At 74.5% G+C, this 15,816-nt stretch carries 13 protein-coding genes; 10 read left to right on the top strand and 3 right to left on the bottom strand.

The window, feature by feature from the left end; genetic code table 11:
• Positions 1–141 precede the first annotated feature (141 nt).
• Positions 142–2,079 (top strand): BACON domain-containing protein, encoded by a 1,938-nt coding sequence (locus tag ACZ6S8_RS17255; protein ID WP_469456551.1) that lies wholly within the window; start codon positions 142–144, stop codon positions 2,077–2,079.
• Between the two features lie 49 nt (positions 2,080–2,128).
• Here ACZ6S8_RS17255 and ACZ6S8_RS17250 read toward each other — a convergent pair whose 3' ends face one another.
• The gene (locus ACZ6S8_RS17250; protein ID WP_383929663.1) at positions 2,129–2,959 is read right to left on the bottom strand and encodes a DUF3109 family protein; all 831 of its coding nucleotides are present in this window, start codon (positions 2,957–2,959) and stop codon (positions 2,129–2,131) included.
• Between the two features lie 63 nt (positions 2,960–3,022).
• Between ACZ6S8_RS17250 and ACZ6S8_RS17245 the strand changes: the two genes are divergently transcribed.
• From ACZ6S8_RS17245 to ilvD, 4 genes are all read left to right on the top strand, one after another.
• The gene (locus tag ACZ6S8_RS17245; protein ID WP_469456549.1) at positions 3,023–3,994 is read left to right on the top strand and encodes a Ppx/GppA family phosphatase; all 972 of its coding nucleotides are present in this window, start codon (positions 3,023–3,025) and stop codon (positions 3,992–3,994) included.
• A 273-nt stretch (positions 3,995–4,267) separates the two neighbouring features.
• Complete coding sequence (locus ACZ6S8_RS17240) at positions 4,268–5,137, top strand: sugar phosphate isomerase/epimerase family protein (protein ID WP_469456547.1); 870 nt, start codon at positions 4,268–4,270, stop codon at positions 5,135–5,137.
• Entirely contained in the window at positions 5,134–5,838 is a 705-nt protein-coding gene (locus ACZ6S8_RS17235; protein WP_469456545.1) for a TetR/AcrR family transcriptional regulator, read from the top strand. Before ACZ6S8_RS17240 ends, ACZ6S8_RS17235 begins: the two co-directional genes overlap by 4 nt.
• A gap of 128 nt (positions 5,839–5,966) precedes the next feature.
• Positions 5,967–7,817 carry a dihydroxy-acid dehydratase gene (gene ilvD / locus ACZ6S8_RS17230; RefSeq protein ID WP_469456542.1) on the top strand — a complete coding sequence of 617 codons (1,851 nt, stop codon included), beginning with the start codon at positions 5,967–5,969 and terminating at the stop codon, positions 7,815–7,817.
• A gap of 103 nt (positions 7,818–7,920) precedes the next feature.
• On the opposite strand, the gene ACZ6S8_RS17225 is transcribed toward ilvD, so the two are convergent.
• Entirely contained in the window at positions 7,921–10,080 is a 2,160-nt protein-coding gene (locus ACZ6S8_RS17225; RefSeq protein ID WP_469456541.1) for a protein kinase domain-containing protein, read from the bottom strand.
• A gap of 106 nt (positions 10,081–10,186) precedes the next feature.
• Between ACZ6S8_RS17225 and ACZ6S8_RS17220 the strand changes: the two genes are divergently transcribed.
• The 5 genes from ACZ6S8_RS17220 to proC all read left to right on the top strand — a co-directional run bounded on the left by ACZ6S8_RS17220 (position 10,187) and on the right by proC (position 14,067).
• Positions 10,187–10,495: an SH3 domain-containing protein gene (locus ACZ6S8_RS17220; RefSeq protein ID WP_469456539.1), complete on the top strand. Its 309-nt coding sequence runs from the start codon at positions 10,187–10,189 to the stop codon at positions 10,493–10,495.
• Between the two features lie 386 nt (positions 10,496–10,881).
• Positions 10,882–11,424 (top strand): hypothetical protein, encoded by a 543-nt coding sequence (locus ACZ6S8_RS17215; protein ID WP_469456537.1) that lies wholly within the window; start codon positions 10,882–10,884, stop codon positions 11,422–11,424.
• Between the two features lie 126 nt (positions 11,425–11,550).
• Complete coding sequence (locus ACZ6S8_RS17210; protein ID WP_469456535.1) at positions 11,551–12,411, top strand: ABC transporter ATP-binding protein; 861 nt, start codon at positions 11,551–11,553, stop codon at positions 12,409–12,411.
• Positions 12,408–13,154: an ABC transporter permease gene (locus ACZ6S8_RS17205; RefSeq protein WP_469456533.1), complete on the top strand. Its 747-nt coding sequence runs from the start codon at positions 12,408–12,410 to the stop codon at positions 13,152–13,154. Before ACZ6S8_RS17210 ends, ACZ6S8_RS17205 begins: the two co-directional genes overlap by 4 nt.
• Positions 13,155–13,257: 103 nt before the next feature.
• A complete protein-coding gene (proC, locus tag ACZ6S8_RS17200) occupies positions 13,258–14,067 on the top strand; it encodes a pyrroline-5-carboxylate reductase (protein ID WP_351284057.1) in 810 nt (269 codons plus the stop codon).
• A 47-nt stretch (positions 14,068–14,114) separates the two neighbouring features.
• On the opposite strand, the gene trpS is transcribed toward proC, so the two are convergent.
• Positions 14,115–15,113, bottom strand: a complete 999-nt coding sequence (trpS, locus tag ACZ6S8_RS17195; RefSeq protein ID WP_469456531.1) for a tryptophan--tRNA ligase — start codon at positions 15,111–15,113, stop codon at positions 14,115–14,117.
• Positions 15,114–15,816 lie beyond the last annotated feature (703 nt).

Below are 15,816 nucleotides of genomic sequence, written 5' to 3'. Positions count from 1 at the left end.
CCGTGCCGGCGGCCGCGTCGAAGGCCGTGCCGGCGACCGCGTCAAGGGGCCTGTCAGCGCGTCGCCGATCTGTTCACCCGTAAGGACTAAAACTGCTGAAGGCTTCCGGGCCTTCACCGGCGCGCCGCCTACGGTCGCGAGGTGAACAGCAGCAACCAGGCACACCCCTCATCGCGCACCGGCGCACACCCGGCGCACGGGCGCACGCCCTCAGAGGGTTTGGAGGAGGGTTCCACGGAGGGTTCCACGGGGATCGGGGAACCCGGGGGGACCCGCGGATCCGGTGGCCGGGCCGGCGCCGGCGGCTCCCGGAGGCCGGCGGCGGAGCAGCCGCCCGAGCCGCCGCGCTTCCGCCACGAGCCCTACCTGGACGGGCTGTTCACCTATTGCCTGTCGGTGCTGTGCGACCACGACACCGCCACCGAGGTGCTGGGCGACGCCCTCGCCGCGGCCGAGCGGCATCCCGGCCGGTGTCCCGACGAGGGGGACCGGCGGGCCTGGCTGTACGCCCTCGCCCGCTGGGGCTGCCTGCGCCGGCTCGCCGAGAAGCGGCGCGACCGGCAGGGAGCGCATTCCGCCCGGCGCACGCCGGAGCACGCCGACGGCACTCACGCGCCGGGCGGTGCGGCGGGCACTGTACGTGCTGCGGGCACCGGGAGCACCGGGGACACGGCCCCCGGCCCGGGCGGCGGCGAAGCCGTCCCCGCGGGCCGGCGCCCCCTCGACGTGAGCGCGTACCGCCGTACGGAGCTGGCCCGGCTCGCCTGGCCCGAGGCCGCGGGCACCACCCCCGAGCAGCGCGAGGCCCTCGAACTCGCCGTGCGCCACCGCCTCGGCGTCGCCGAACTCGCCGCCGTCCTCGGCACGCCGCAGGCCGCCGCCCGGGAACTGCTGTCCGGGGCCGCCTGCGAGGTCGAGCGCACCCGCGCCGCCCTCGCCGTCGTGGAGACCGGCGGCTGCCCCAGCGTGTCCCGGCTCACCGGGGACGGCCAGGTGCTGCTCTCCACCAGCCTGCGCGCCGAGCTCGTCCGGCACGTCGACGACTGCCCGCGCTGCCGCCGCGTCGCCGAACGGGTCGGGGCCGGCTCCCCCTGGCCCGGCTCCGGCATCGACACGGCCGCGCTCCCGCTGGTCCCCGCCCCGCGCACCGCCGTGCACGCCGCGATGCTCCGCTCCGGCCGGCGCCGGGGCGGCGGACCCGGCCCGCGCTTCGACCGCACCGGGTTCCCGATGGACCCCAAGGACCGCGCCGCCCGGCGCGACCGGCTGCGCGCCCGGGCGGTGACCACCACCGTGGTCGCCACCGTCGTCGCGGCTCCGGTCCTGGCCCTGTGGGCGGCGTACCGGGGCGCTCCCGCCACCGGCGAGCCCGTCGGCGGCGACGGCATCCGCATCTCCGCCGGCGAGTCCGAGATCCCGCCGCACGCCGGGGGCCGACCGCTGGCCGCGTACGAGAACGCCGGCAACGCCGCCCGGACCACCGGCGGCCCCGGCTTCGCCCCGGGCAGCGCCGAACCCGACGTGTTCGTCGAGGTGATCAGCACCGGCCCGCCGGTCCCCGCCGACGCGGGCCGCCCCGACGCCCCCGGCCGCCTCACCGTCGCCGCCTCCTCCCACGGCGCCACCACGCTGCTCACCCTCACCGCCTCCGGCGGCGGGCCGGTGGACTGGCAGCTGTGGTCCGACGGCCCGTGGCTGCGCGCGAGCCGGACCGCGGGCACGCTGGCCCCCGGAGAGTCCGTCACCCTGCGGATCACCGTGGACACCGGGGCCCAGCCCGTCGGTGCCTGGACGGCCCGCGTCGGGGTCGACCCGGGCGGCGCCGTGGTCGCCATCCAGGGCCGCGGGCGCCCGGCGCCGCCGCCGCCCGCCGCGACGCAGCAGCCCCCCGCGAGCCCCCAGCCCCCGTCGGCGGAGCCGACCCCGCCGCCCGCCACTGCGGCCCCGACCCCCACGCCGACCGAGCCGACGATCCCGCCGTCACCGACCCCCGCGCCGTCGGCGGAGCCGACGGACGGGACGGGAGGAACGGTTTCCCCGACCCCGCCGGCCTCCGACCCGCCGGCCCCGGGCTCCTGAGAGCGGTCCCGGGGGGCCGGCCCCGGCCGGGGGGCGGGGCCGCGCCACCTCAGGGCGCGACCGGGTCCGCCGGGTGCGGGGCCATCGGCAGCAGCGAGGCGAGCCGCGCCTCGCACAGCCGGACGAGCTCCTCGTACCCCTCCTTGCCCATCAGCTCCGTCAGCTCGGGCCGGTACGTGACGTACACCGGGTCCCCGGCGCCGTGCGCGGAGGTCGCCGACGTGCACCACCAGTGCAGGTCGTGGCCGCCCGGACCCCAGCCGCGGCGGTCGTACTCGCCGATCGACACCTGGAGGACACGGGTGTCGTCGGGCCGGTCGATCCAGTCGTACGTCCGGCGGACGGGCAGCTGCCAGCAGACGTCGGGCTTCGTCTCCAGCGGCTCGCGACCCTCGCGCAGCGCCAGGATGTGCAGCGAGCACCCCGCTCCGGCGGCGAAGCCGGGCCGGTTCTGGAAGATGCACGAGCCCTCCCAGCGCCGGGTCTGCTTCTCCCCGTCGTCGTCGAGCTGGGTCCAGCCGGTCTCGCTGCCCACGTCGTGGAACTGCCACAGCTCGGGCGTCAGCCGGGCCACGTTCTCCGCGACGCGCTTCTCGTCGTCCTCGTCGGAGAAGTGCGCGCCGAGCGTGCAGCACCCGTCGTCCGCCCGGCCCGCCTGGATGCCCTGGCAGCCGCTGCCGAAGATGCAGGTCCAGCGGGAGGTCAGCCACGTCAGGTCGCAGCGGAAGACCTGTTCGTCGTCCGCGGGATCGGGGAACTCCACCCAGGCCCGGGGGAAGTCGAGCCCCTTCTCGTCGGGTACCGCGGGCTTGCGCTTGCCCTTGGCCTTGCCCGCGTCCTTCTTCGACCGGGTCGTGTTGGCCTTCTTCGTATTTGGCACAAACCCAAGCCTAAGCGCCCCTTACGCAACCCCTCCGCCTTCACCGCAGTAGCGTTTCCCCCTATGAGACTCGGTGTCCTTGACGTGGGTTCGAACACGATCCATCTGCTGGTGGTGGACGCGCACCCCGGTGCGCGCCCCCAGCCCGCGCACTCGCACAAGGTGGACCTGCGCCTGGCGGAGCTGCTCGACGAGCGCGGCGCCGTCACGCCCGAGGGCGTCGAGCTGCTGGTGTCGGTGATCGGCGAAGCCGTGCAGGCCGCCGAGGACAAGGGCTGCGAGGACCTCGTCCCCTTCGCGACCAGCGCCGTCCGGGAGGCCACGAACGCGGACGAGGTGCTGGCGCGCGTGAAGCTGGAGACGGGCATCGACCTGCCCGTCCTCAGCGGTGACGACGAGGCCCGCCTGACGTTCCTCGCGGCGCGCCGCTGGTTCGGCTGGTCCGCCGGAAAGCTGCTCGTCCTCGACATCGGCGGCGGTTCGCTGGAGATCGCCTACGGGATGGACGAGGAGCCGGACCGCGCCGTCTCCCTCCCGCTCGGCGCCGGCCGGCTCACGGCGGGCTGGCTGCCGGGGGATCCGGTGGACGCGGCCGACGTCCGGGCGCTGCGGCGCCACGTACGGGCCCAGATCGCCCGGTCCGTAGGGGAGTTCAGCCGTTTCGGGGCCCCGGACCACGTGGTGGCCACCTCGAAGACCTTCAAGCAGCTGGCCCGCATCGCGGGCGCGGCCCGCTCGGCGGACGGCCTCTACGTGCAGCGGGACCTGACCCGCAAGTCCCTGGAGGAGTGGGTCCCGCGTCTGGCCGCGATGACCACGGCCCAGCGGGCGGCCCTCCCGGGGGTCTCGGAGGGGCGCGCGAACCAGATCCTGGCGGGCGCGCTCGTCGCCGAGGGCGCGATGGACCTCTTCGGGGTGGAGGAGCTGGAGATCTGTCCCTGGGCCCTGCGCGAGGGCGTCATCCTCCGCAGGCTGGACCACCTGCCGACGGTGGGGGAGCCCGAAGGCCCCCGGGGCGGTCCCGGGACGGCGTAGCGGCTGCGGCCCGGCGGGTCGGGACCGGTCTCGGCGGCCTTCGCCCTGCCGGGCCGCCGGGTGACCCTCGTGACATCCCGCACCGTGCCGCGCCCCCGGTGACGGACCGCGGAGAGCCGGCTGCCGGACCCCCGGCGCCCGCGTATCCGCAGCTCGGCCCGGCCGGCGCGCGGCCGGGGCCGCGCCGGGCGCGCGCCGGGCCGGGGCGCCCCGCCCGGGCGCCCCCTCGCCCCGTCCGGACCGGGCGCCGTGCCGGGCCCGTACCCTGTGTCCGTGGCAGAACCAGTCCGTGTCCCGACCGCGAAAGTCGCGCTTTCCACGGCCTCCGTCTATCCGGAGTCCACGGCGACCGCCTTCGAGATCGCCGCGCGCCTCGGGTACGACGGCGTCGAGGTGATGGTCTGGACGGACCCCGTGAGCCAGGACGTCGACGCGCTGCGCCGCCTCTCCGACCACCACCAGGTGCCGATCCTCGCCGTCCACGCGCCCTGCCTGCTGATCACCCAGCGCGTCTGGTCCACCGATCCGTGGACCAAGCTCCGGCGCGCCCAGGCGGCGGCCGAACGGCTCGGCGCCTCCACCGTCGTCGTGCACCCGCCGTTCCGCTGGCAGCGCCAGTACTCCCGGGACTTCGTCTCCGGCATCTGGCGGATGGCCGACGAGACCGACGTCCGCTTCGCCGTCGAGAACATGTACCCCTGGCGCTACCGCGACCGCGAGATGCTCGCGTACGCGCCGGAGTGGGACGTCACCAAGGACGACTACCGGCACTTCACCGTCGACCTCTCGCACACCGCGACCGCCCGCACCGACGCCACCGCGATGATCGACCGCATGGGCGACCGGCTCGCGCACATCCACCTCGCCGACGGGAACGGCTCCGCGAAGGACGAGCACCTCGTCCCCGGACGCGGCACGCAGCCCTGCGCCGAGCTGCTGGAGGGCCTGGCCCGTACGTCCTTCGACGGCCACGTCGTCATCGAGGTCAACACCCGGCGCGCGATGTCCTCCGCCGAGCGCGAGGCCGACCTCGCCGAGGCGCTGGCCTTCACCCGGCTGCACCTCGCGACCGCGCCCGACGACGTCCCCGCCGTCCGGCCGCAGCCCCGGCCCCGGCCCCGGCCCCGGGCCCGGCGCACGTGACGGAACCGCGGGAGCCGGCGGAACCGGCGCGGTCGCCCGGGTCGCCGGAGCCGTCCGAGCCCCGGGACCGGCCGACCGAGCCCGCCCCGTCCGCCCCGCGCCGCCGCCGCGGCCCCGGCCGGCCCCGCCAGGACGAGGCCGACGAGGGCCCCGGCACCCAGGAGCGCATCCGGCTCGCCGCCCGCTCCGAGTTCGCCGCGCGCGGCTACGACAAGACCTCCGTACGCGGCGTCGCCAAGGCCGCCGGGGTCGACCCGGCCCTGGTCCACCACTACTTCGGCAGCAAGGACGACCTGTTCGCCGCCGCCATCGAGGTCAGCATGGAGCCGGCGCTGGTGATCCCGGCGATCCTCGGCGCGGGCCCCGACGGCATCGGCGAGCGGCTCGCGCGCTTCTTCCTCGGCGTCTGGGAGAACCCGGCCACCCGCGCCCCGCTCCTCGCGGTGATCCGCTCGGCCCTCACCCACGAGGCGGCGGCCGCCGTGCTGCGCCGGCTCGTCCTGCGCCGCCTCCTGGAGCGGATCGCCGCCGACCTCGACGTGCCCGACCCGACGTTCCGCGCGGAGCTCGCCGCCTCCCACATGGTCGGCATCGCGATCCTGCGCTACGTGCTCCAGGTCGAGCCCCTCGCGTCGGCGGACCCCGAGGACATCATCAGACTGGTGGCGCCCACGCTGCAGCGCTACCTGACCGAAGAATGAGCCTCCCGTCCCGGCATCCGGACAGGGTGTCCGCATCGCGGGCGAGGGGCGTAGCCTCGTAACTGCTTCATATCTACAGTCGCGGCCGAGTCCGTACGGCCGGCCGCACCCCATGGGGAGTGAACCCGATGCCCGAGCTGAGGTCCCGCACCGTCACCCACGGCCGCAACATGGCGGGCGCACGTGCCCTGATGCGCGCCTCGGGCGTAGCGAGCGCGGACATCGGGAAGCCGATCATCGCGGTCGCCAACTCGTTCACCGAGTTCGTCCCCGGCCACACGCACCTGGCTCCGGTCGGCCGGATCGTCTCCGACGCCATCCGCGAGGCCGGCGCGATCCCCCGCGAGTTCAACACCATCGCGGTCGACGACGGCATCGCCATGGGCCACGGCGGCATGCTCTACTCGCTGCCCTCGCGCGACCTGATCGCGGACAGCGTGGAGTACATGGTCGAGGCGCACTGCGCCGACGCCCTGATCTGCATCTCCAACTGCGACAAGATCACCCCCGGCATGCTGATGGCCGCCATGCGCCTCAACATCCCGGTCGTGTTCGTCTCCGGCGGCCCGATGGAGGCCGGCCAGGCCACCCTCGTCGACGGCACCGTCCGCAAGCTCGACCTGATCGACGCCATGGTCGACGCCTCCAACGAGAACGTCTCGGACGAGGACGTGCTGCGGATCGAGGAGAACGCCTGCCCCACGTGCGGCTCGTGTTCGGGCATGTTCACCGCCAACTCGATGAACTGCCTCGCCGAGGCCATCGGCCTCGCCCTCCCCGGCAACGGCTCGGTCCTCGCCACCCACACCGCCCGCCGCGCCCTGTACGAGGACGCCGGCCGCACGGTCGTGGAGATCACCAAGCGCCACTACGAGCAGGACGACCACTCGGTCCTGCCCCGCAGCATCGCCACCCGCGAGGCGTTCGAGAACGCCATGGCCCTCGACATCGCCATGGGCGGCTCGACCAACACGATCCTGCACCTGCTGGCCGCCGCCCAGGAGGCGGGCCTGGAGTACGACCTCACGGACATCGACGAGGTCTCGCGCCGCGTCCCGTGCCTCTCCAAGGTCGCGCCCAACGTGGCGCCCGGCGGCACGTACTACATGGAGGACATCCACCGCGCCGGCGGCATCCCCGCCATCCTCGGCGAGCTGCACCGCGGCGGGCTCCTCAACAAGAACGTCACCAGCGTCCACTCCGAGGGCCTGGAGGACTGGCTCGCCGAGTGGGACGCCCGCTCCGGCACCGCCTCCGACACGGCGATGGAGCTGTGGCACGCGGCCCCCGGCTGCCAGCGGTCGGCCAGCGCCTTCTCCCAGTCCGAGCGCTGGGACACCCTGGACCTCGACGCCGAGGGCGGCTGCATCCGCTCGGTGCAGCACGCGTACTCCAAGGACGGCGGCCTCGCCGTCCTGCGCGGCAACATCGCCGTCGACGGCTGCGTCGTGAAGACGGCCGGTGTCGACGAGTCGATCTGGACGTTCGAGGGCCCGGCCGTCGTCTGCGAGTCGCAGGACGAGGCCGTCGACAAGATCCTCCGCAAGGAGATCAAGGCGGGCGACGTCGTCGTCATCCGCTACGAGGGCCCGCGCGGCGGCCCCGGCATGCAGGAGATGCTCTACCCGACGTCCTTCCTCAAGGGCCGCGGCCTCGGCAAGGTCTGCGCGCTGGTGACGGACGGCCGCTTCTCCGGCGGCACCTCCGGCCTGTCCATCGGCCACGCCTCCCCGGAGGCGGCCTCGGGCGGCACCATCGCGGTGGTCGAGGACGGCGACCGCATCCGGATCGACATCCCGAACCGCTCCATCGAGCTGCTCGTCGACGAGGCCACCCTGGCGGCCCGCCACGAGGCCCTCGGCGGGGTGTACGCCCCGAAGAACCGCGAGCGCAAGGTCTCGGCGGCCCTGCGCGCGTACGCCGCCATGGCCACCAGCGCCGACAAGGGCGCGGTCCGCGACGTGTCCCTGCTGGGCTGAGTCCCCGCCGCTTCCGTGACGGGACCCCGTCGGGCGCACCGCCCGGCGGGGTCCCGTCACGTACGCACCGGGTCCGGCCGCCGCGCGTTCCCGAACCGGACGGTCAGCCCGTACCGGACGGGTCCCGCGCCGGCACCGCGAACACCGACCCGTCCGGCGCGGACGCGTAGACCCGCCCGTCGGCGACCACCGGCGCGGGCAGGGTCGCGCTGAACGTGGCCTGGCCCGCCCCCATCCGGGGCTGCGTCTGTCCCGCGAACCGCCCGGCTGCCGCGTCGACGGTCAGCAGCCGCCCGTCCTGCGCCGTCAGGTACACCCGCCCGTCGGCGGCGACCGGCCGGGACGCGGCCCCCGCGCCGGTCTCCAGCCGCCAGCGCTCCTTGTCCGGTCCGACCGCGACGAGCCCGCCCCGGCCCTCGACGGCGTACACCGTCCCGTCGGCGCCGACCGAAGCCTCCGCCTCGTACAGCGGGGCCGTCAGCCGGACCCGGTGGACCGCGCGGGTCGCCGCGTCCACCCGTACGACGCCTCCCGTCCGGGCGCCCGCGTCGTTGTCCAGCAGGTACACCGAGCCGCCCGCGACCCCGACCGGCCGCAGCCGGCCGGCGGTCCGCGTCTGCCAGCGCACGGCGCCGGTCGCCGGGTCCACCTCCGCGAGCTGCGTCGAGCCGCCGCCCGCGTCGGGCGTCGCCGCGTAGAGCACGGGCGGGCCCGCACCGGCGGGCCCGCCCCACCACACGGATCCGGCGCCGCCGATCCGCTTCGTCCAGCGCTCGGCGCCGCCCGCCGCGTCCAGGGCGGTGACCTTGCCGTCGGGGGCCACCACGAGCACGTACGGCCCGGCCGGCACGACCCGCACCCCGCCCGGCAGCGCGCGCCGCCAGCGCTCCGCGCCCGTCGCCGGGTCCAGCGCCTGCAACAACTCGCTGCCGGGCGCCACCGCGAGGACCACGCCGTCCGCGTGCAGCGGCGTGCTGTCGGTGACCGCCCCGGGGGCGGGTGCGCCCGTACGGACCGACCACAGCACCGAGCCGTCGGCGGGGTCGAGCCGCGCCGCGGCCAGCCCGCGCCCCGAGCAGTAGAGGCCGGCTCCGGCGGCCCCCGCCGAGCACGACGCGGCGTGCCCGCCCAGGGACACCGCCCACGGCGCGAACGGTTTGCCCGCGGCGCCCGCCGTCCCCGGCGCCGGCGTCCCGGACGCGGAGGTCCCGGACCGCGCGGCGGCGTCCCCGCCGGTGCCGGACCACGCGTACCCGGCGACCGAACCCGCCGCGAGCAGCACCCCGAGCGCGGCGGCCCACAGCGCCGGCCCGCGCCGCCGCCGCCCGGCCGGGGCGGCGGGCGCAGCGGGCGGCTCCCGCCGGTGCGTGACCTCGTCGCGGGACCCGGCCCGCCCCACCGCCGGGCGGCGCGGCTGGGGGATGAAGGCCTGCGTGTCCTCGGCGGTCGGATAGGCGGCGGCGCGCATCTCCGAGATCAGCGCGTCCGCCGTCGGGCGCTGCGCGGGGTCCTTCGCCAGGCAGCGCGCCACGATCGGGGCGAGCCGCGCCGGCAGCCCCGTCAGGTCGGGCTCGCTGTGCACGACCTGGTACGCCACCAGGTAGTGGCTGTCGGAGTCGAAGGGCCCCCGCCCGGTCGCGGCGTGCACCAGCACGGCCCCCAGCGCGAACACGTCCGCCGCGGTCCCCACCTCTCGGGGCCGCTGGAACTGCTCCGGCGCCATGAACGGGGGCGTGCCGATCAGCTTGCCCGTCTCGGTCCGCAGGTCGCTGTCGGCCGGGCGCGAGATGCCGAAGTCGATGACCCGCACCCCGTCCGGGGCCATCAGCACGTTGCTGGGCTTCAGGTCCCGGTGCACGACCCCCGCCCGGTGGATGTCCCGCAGGGCCTCCGCCAGCCCGGCGGCGAGCCGGGCCAGCTCGGCGGGGTCCAGTACCCGTTCGCGCACCCGCTCGGACAGCGTCGGCGCGTCGATGAAGAGGGTGGCCATCCACGGCCGCTCGGCGTCCGGGTCGGCGTCCACGACGGGCGCGGTGAAGGCGCCGCTCACCCTGCGCGCGGCCGCGACCTCCTGCCGGAACCGCGCCCGGAACTCCGGATCCACGGCGTGCTGGGCGTGCACGACCTTGACGGCGAGTTTCAGCCCGGAACTGGAATCGGCGAGGTGGACGACGCCCATGCCACCGGAGCCGAGCACGGATTGGAGCCGGTACTGCCCGGCGTACTCCGGAAACCCCGCGTAGTCCGCGCGCAGCGAATGCACCGCTCACCACCCCCGCCGGAGCCTAGTCCATTGCCCATACGCACACCCAAGGGCTTGGTACCCTGCGCGCGTTGCGCAGAGCAACACCCAAGGGGGGAGTTTCCACATGTCCGTTGAGAACGATTCAAGCCAAGTCCAGACGGTCGCCGCCGCCGAGTCCACGGGTCTTCCGACCTACCCGCTCGCGCCCGGCAGCCGGGTCAACGTCCGCAGCGGCCCGGGCACCAACTACTCGATCATCGACGTCCTGCCGGCCGGCGGGTACGTCACGATCCGCTGCCAGTGCCCCGGAACGAACATCAGCGGCCCGTACGGCACCACGAACATCTGGGACTGCATCGGCAACGGCCGCTTCGTCTCGGACGCCTACGTGCGGACGGGCAGCGACGGCTACGTGGCGGGCCGCTGCTCCTAAGGGCTGTCCCGTCATCCCCGGCGGGCGCGCGGCGTCAGCTACGGCACCTCGCCGCGTTGTCGGAACGTCCGGATACGTCCAGTATCCGGACGCTCCTCCGCCTTGCGATGTACCGCATCTGACGCCGCGCGCTGATCCACCGGGGATGACGGGACAGCCCTTAGGCCGTCCCCTTCCGGGCGGTGCCGGTCCCGCGCCGCCCGGCACCGGCACCGGCCCTCCGCCTCGCGAGGCACCGGCACCGGACACCACGGCCCCGGCCGCCACGATCCACCGGAACCCGGAGGCACCGGGACGGTCGCACCGTTCCGCCACCGGGCCGTTCCGCCGTTCCGCCACGCGAGACGCACCGGGCCCGTCCGGCCCGGCGGGGGATAATCGCCGATGTGAGCGACGAGCAGCGAGACCAGACCCCCGCCGAGCCGGCCGCGGCCCCGGCCCCGGCCGCGCCGGAGCCCACGGGCCCCGAGCCGGAGCCGATCCCGTTCTTCGGCACCACCTGGGTGAAGCACGACGGCGGCTACGCCCTGCGCCGCGCGGCCGTCGCCGTCGGCTCCCTGGTCACCGCCGTCGCGGCGGCCCTCCTGCTGCGCCTCTCGTACGAGGGCCTGGAGATCGGCAACGTCGGCCCCTTCCTCAGCATCTCCGTCGTCGTCCTCTTCGCGATCGCCAGCTCCATCGCCTTCGCCAAGACCTGGGACTCCTTCAGCCGCCGCGCCGCCCCGTCCTCCGACGAGACCGCGCTCAAGGGCCTCAAGACCATCGGCTTCATCGGCTCCCTCATCGCGTACTTCCTCCGCTGCTTCGCCGAGGCCCCGGGCGAGAAGCTGCGCCGCGCCGAGTACGAGCGCGCCACGGCGGAATTCGCCCGCCGCCGCAGCTCCCGCACGGGCAACCCGGCGGCCCGCCGCCCCAAGCGCAAGAAGTAACCCCCGCCCCGCTCCGCCCCCCGAACCGCACGCGCCCCCGCCCCGCCCCCGCACCGAGGGGCCCGGCGGGGGCGAATTCCGTTCCGGCGATTGACGACCGGGACCGGCGGGAGCATTATTCATCACATGATGAATAACCCGGCCGAGGGAGATCCGGCCCGTACCCCGGCCGCCGTCCACGCCCACGACCTCACCGTGCGCCGCGGCACCGGCCGTACCCTCCGCACCGTCCTCGACGCCATCGCCTTCGACGTCCCCCGCGGCCGCATCACCGGCCTCCTCGGCCCCTCCGGCTGCGGGAAGTCCACCCTGATGCGGGCCGTCGTGGGCACCCAGGCCCACGTCACCGGTACCCTCGACGTCCTCGGCCGCCCCGCCGGCCATCCCGAGCTCCGCTCCCGCATCGGCTACGTCACCCAGGCGCCCTCCGTCTACGACGACCTCACCGTCCGGCAGAACCTCGACTACTTCGCCGCCGTCCTCGACCCCGGCCGGGCCGCCGCCGACCGCCGCTCCGCGGCCGTCGCCCGCGCCATCGCCGACGTCGACCTCACCTCCCGCGCCGGAGCCCTCGCCGGGAACCTCTCCGGCGGCCAGCGCAGCCGCGTCTCCCTCGCGGTCGCCCTGCTCGGCGCCCCGGAGCTCCTCGTCCTCGACGAACCGACCGTCGGTCTCGACCCCGTCCTGCGCCGCGACCTGTGGAACCTCTTCCACGACCTCGCCGCCACCCGCGGCGCCACGATCCTGGTGTCCTCCCACGTCATGGACGAGGCCGAGCGCTGCCACGCCCTCCTCCTCATGCGCGAGGGCCGGATCCTCGCCCGGGACACCCCCGACGCCCTGCGCTCCCGCACCGGCTCGGCCACCGTCGAAGAGGGCTTCCTCCGCCTCGTGGACGACGCCAACGCCGACGCCAACGCCAACGCCAACGCGAAGGCCGACGCGAACGCCACCACCACCCTCACCGCCGCGGAGCAGACCCGATGAACGCCCTCAGCCCCGCCCGCACCGCCGCCACGGCCGCCCGCGTCCTGCGCCAGCTCCGCCACGACCCCCGCTCCATCGCCCTGATGCTGCTGGTCCCCGTACTGATGCTGACGCTGCTCCGCTTCGTCTTCGACGGGAACGCGCAGACCTTCGACGGCATCGGAGCGTCCCTCCTCGGGATCTTCCCCCTCATCACCATGTTCCTGGTGACCTCCATCGCCACCCTCCGCGAGCGCACCTCCGGCACCCTGGAACGCCTCCTCGCCATGCCGCTCGGCAAGGGCGACCTCATCGCCGGCTACGCCCTCGCCTTCGGCGCCGTGGCCGTCGTCCAGTCCCTCCTCGCCACCGGCCTCGCGCTCTGGGTGCTCGGCCTCGACGTCGTCGGCTCCCCCTGGCTGCTCCTGCTCGTGGCGCTCCTCGACGCGCTCCTCGGCACCGCGCTCGGCCTGTTCGTCTCCGCCTTCGCGGCCTCCGAGTTCCAGGCCGTCCAGTTCATGCCGGCGGTGATCTTCCCCCAGCTGCTCCTGTGCGGCCTCTTCGCACCCCGCGACACCATGCAGCCCGTCCTCTCGGGCCTCTCCGACGTCCTGCCGATGTCCTACGCCGTCGACGGCATGACCCAGGTCCTCACCCACACCGACATGACCGCCGCCTTCGTCCGCGACGCCGTCATCGTCGCCGCCTGCGCCGTCCTCGTCCTCGGCCTCGGCGCCGCCACCCTCCGCCGCCGCACCCCCTGACGCCCACAGGCCGGACGGCCCCGCCCCGTTCGTTCACCGGGTGAAAGGATGGGGACGCATACGCACCCCACGCGCAAGAACCGTTCGGCGAGGTGAATCGGGCATGACCCAGACAGTCGCAGTCCTCGGTACCGGCAAGATCGGCGAGGCCCTGCTCAGCGGGATGATCCGCGGCGGCCGGCCCGCCTCGAAGCTCCTCGTCACCGCCCGCCGTCCGGAACGCGCCGAGGAGCTGCGCTCCCGCTACGGCGTCGAGGCCGTCTCCAACGCCGAGGCCGCCAAGCGCGCCGACACCCTCATCCTCACCGTCAAGCCGCAGGACATGGGCCGGCTCCTCGACGAGCTCGCCCCGCACGTCCCCGCCGACCGCCTGATCATCAGCGGCGCCGCGGGCATCCCGACCTCCTTCTTCGAGGAACGGCTCAGCCCCGGCACCCCCGTGGTCCGCGTCATGACGAACACCCCCGCCCTCGTCGACGAGGCCATGTCTGTCATCTCGGCCGGCAGCCACGCGACCGCCGCGCACCTCCTGCACACCGAGGAGATCTTCGGCGGCGTCGGCAAGACCCTGCGCGTCCCCGAGTCCCAGCAGGACGCGGCCACCGCCCTCTCCGGCTCGGGACCCGCGTACTTCTACTTCCTCGTCGAGGCCATGACCGACGCCGGCATCCTCCTCGGCCTGCCCCGCGCCCAGGCCCACGACCTGATCGTGCAGGCCGCCGTCGGCGCCGCGGTGATGCTCCGCGACAGCGGCGAACACCCGGTCAAGCTCCGCGAGGCCGTCACCTCCCCGGCCGGCACCACCATCAACGCCATCGTGGAGCTGGAGAAGCACGGCGTGCGCGCCGCCCTGATCGCCGCCCTGGAAGCCGCCCGCGACCGCAGCCGCGAGCTGGCCTCCGGCAACAGCTGAGACACCCGCGACGACGGGGGCCCCGGGTCACCCGGGGCCCCCACCCGTCACGGCTCCAGCAGTCCGATCGCCCGGTACGCCCGGTCCACCACCGGCCGCGCCAGCTCGCGCGCCCGTCCGGCCCCGGCCCGCAGCACCTTCTCGACCTCCGCCGGATCCGCGGCCAGTTCCGCGTGCCGCTCCCGCACCGGCCGCAGCAGCTCGACCACCGCGTCGGCGACGTCCCGCTTGAGGGCCCCGTACCCCTGGTACCCGTCGGCCAGCACCTCCGGGTCGCCGCCGGTGCAGGCGGCGAGGACGTCCAGCAGGTTCGCGACCCCGGGCCGCTCCTCCCGGTCGTAGACGACACCGCCGTCCCCGGAGTCGGTGACGGCCCGCATCACCTTCTTGCGCACCACCTCGGCCTCGTCGAGCAGGTAGACGATGCCCGCCCCGCTCGCGTGGGACTTGCCCATCTTCGACGTCGGCTCCTGCAGGTCCATGACCCGCGCGGCCACCGCCGGATGCGTCGCCCGGGGAACGGTGAAGGTGTGCCCGTACCGCTGGTTGAACCGCACGGCCAGGTCCCGGGTCAGCTCGACGTGCTGCCGCTGGTCCTCACCCACCGGGACCTCCTGCGTCCCGTACGCCAGGATGTCGGCGGCCATGAGCACGGGATAGGTGAGCAGGGACAGCCGCACCCCGTCCCCGGCGGCCTGCGCCGTCGCCGCCTTCTCCTTGTACTGGATCATCCGCCGCAGCTCCCCGTCGGTGGCGGTGCACTCCAACAGGTACGCGAGCCGGGTGTGCTCGTCGACGTGGCTCTGTACGAAGAGCGTGCACCGCCGCGGATCCAGCCCTGCGGCGAGCAGCAGCGTCGCCGCCTGCCGACTGAGCCGGCGCACCCGGGCCGGCTCGTGCTCGACGGTCAGTGCGTGCAGGTCGACGACGCAGAACAGCGCCTCGTCCGGTTCCTGGTCCGTGGCGACCCACTGCCGTACGGCGCCCAGGTAGTTCCCCAGCGTCAGATGCCCGGTCGGCTTGACCCCGCTGAAGATCCTCGTCATGTCGTGTTCTCCCTCGTGAGTGGTGTGTACGGGGCCACCGCGCCGGGGGACCGAGCCACTCCCGGTGAGGGGAGAAACGAAAAACGGCCGCCGGAGCGGCGGCCGTGAGCGCGTGCGTGCTCGCGTTGGGGTCCGGCCGCCGTCAGGCGGCCCACCAGCGCAGGTCGAGCGGAAGCACGTGCGTCGTCATGGCTCCACCGTAGACCGCGGGGGGTGAGGCCGGGGTGAGATTCGCGCACTCCGCGCGGTCGGCGAGCCGGGGGTTGACACACCTGTACCGGGTCCGTAAGGTTCTTCGAGTTGTCCGAAGTGAGCGCCGACCCCGGTCGGTCCCCGGACAGCCATCCCGCACCTCCACATTCGAACGTACGACTCACTTTGTCGTCCCGTTTTCATGTGTATTTGCGAATGAGGAATCCGCGTCCGAGGGCGCGGCCGCCGATTAGGTTCGGGGGCGAGGAATCCGCTACTGTCTCACTCGCCGCAAGGGCCCAACAGCCCCGAAGGCAAAGCCCGCTGACCGGGAGTCAGGCCCGAAAGGTTCTGATAGAGTCGGAAACGCCGGAAAGGAAAGCGCGAAAGCGAATACCTGGAAAGCGCCGAGGAAATCGGACACGAAAGAGTCTGATAGAGTCGGAAACGCAAGAACAGAACGAAAGCCCGGAGGAAAGCCCGAGAGGGTGAGTACAAAGGAAGCGTCCGT

The sequence above is a fragment of the Streptomyces sp. NPDC048461 genome, assembly GCF_055587105.1.
The sequence above is the reverse complement of the archived record's forward strand: the minus strand, read 5'-3'. Positions and strand labels throughout refer to the sequence as shown.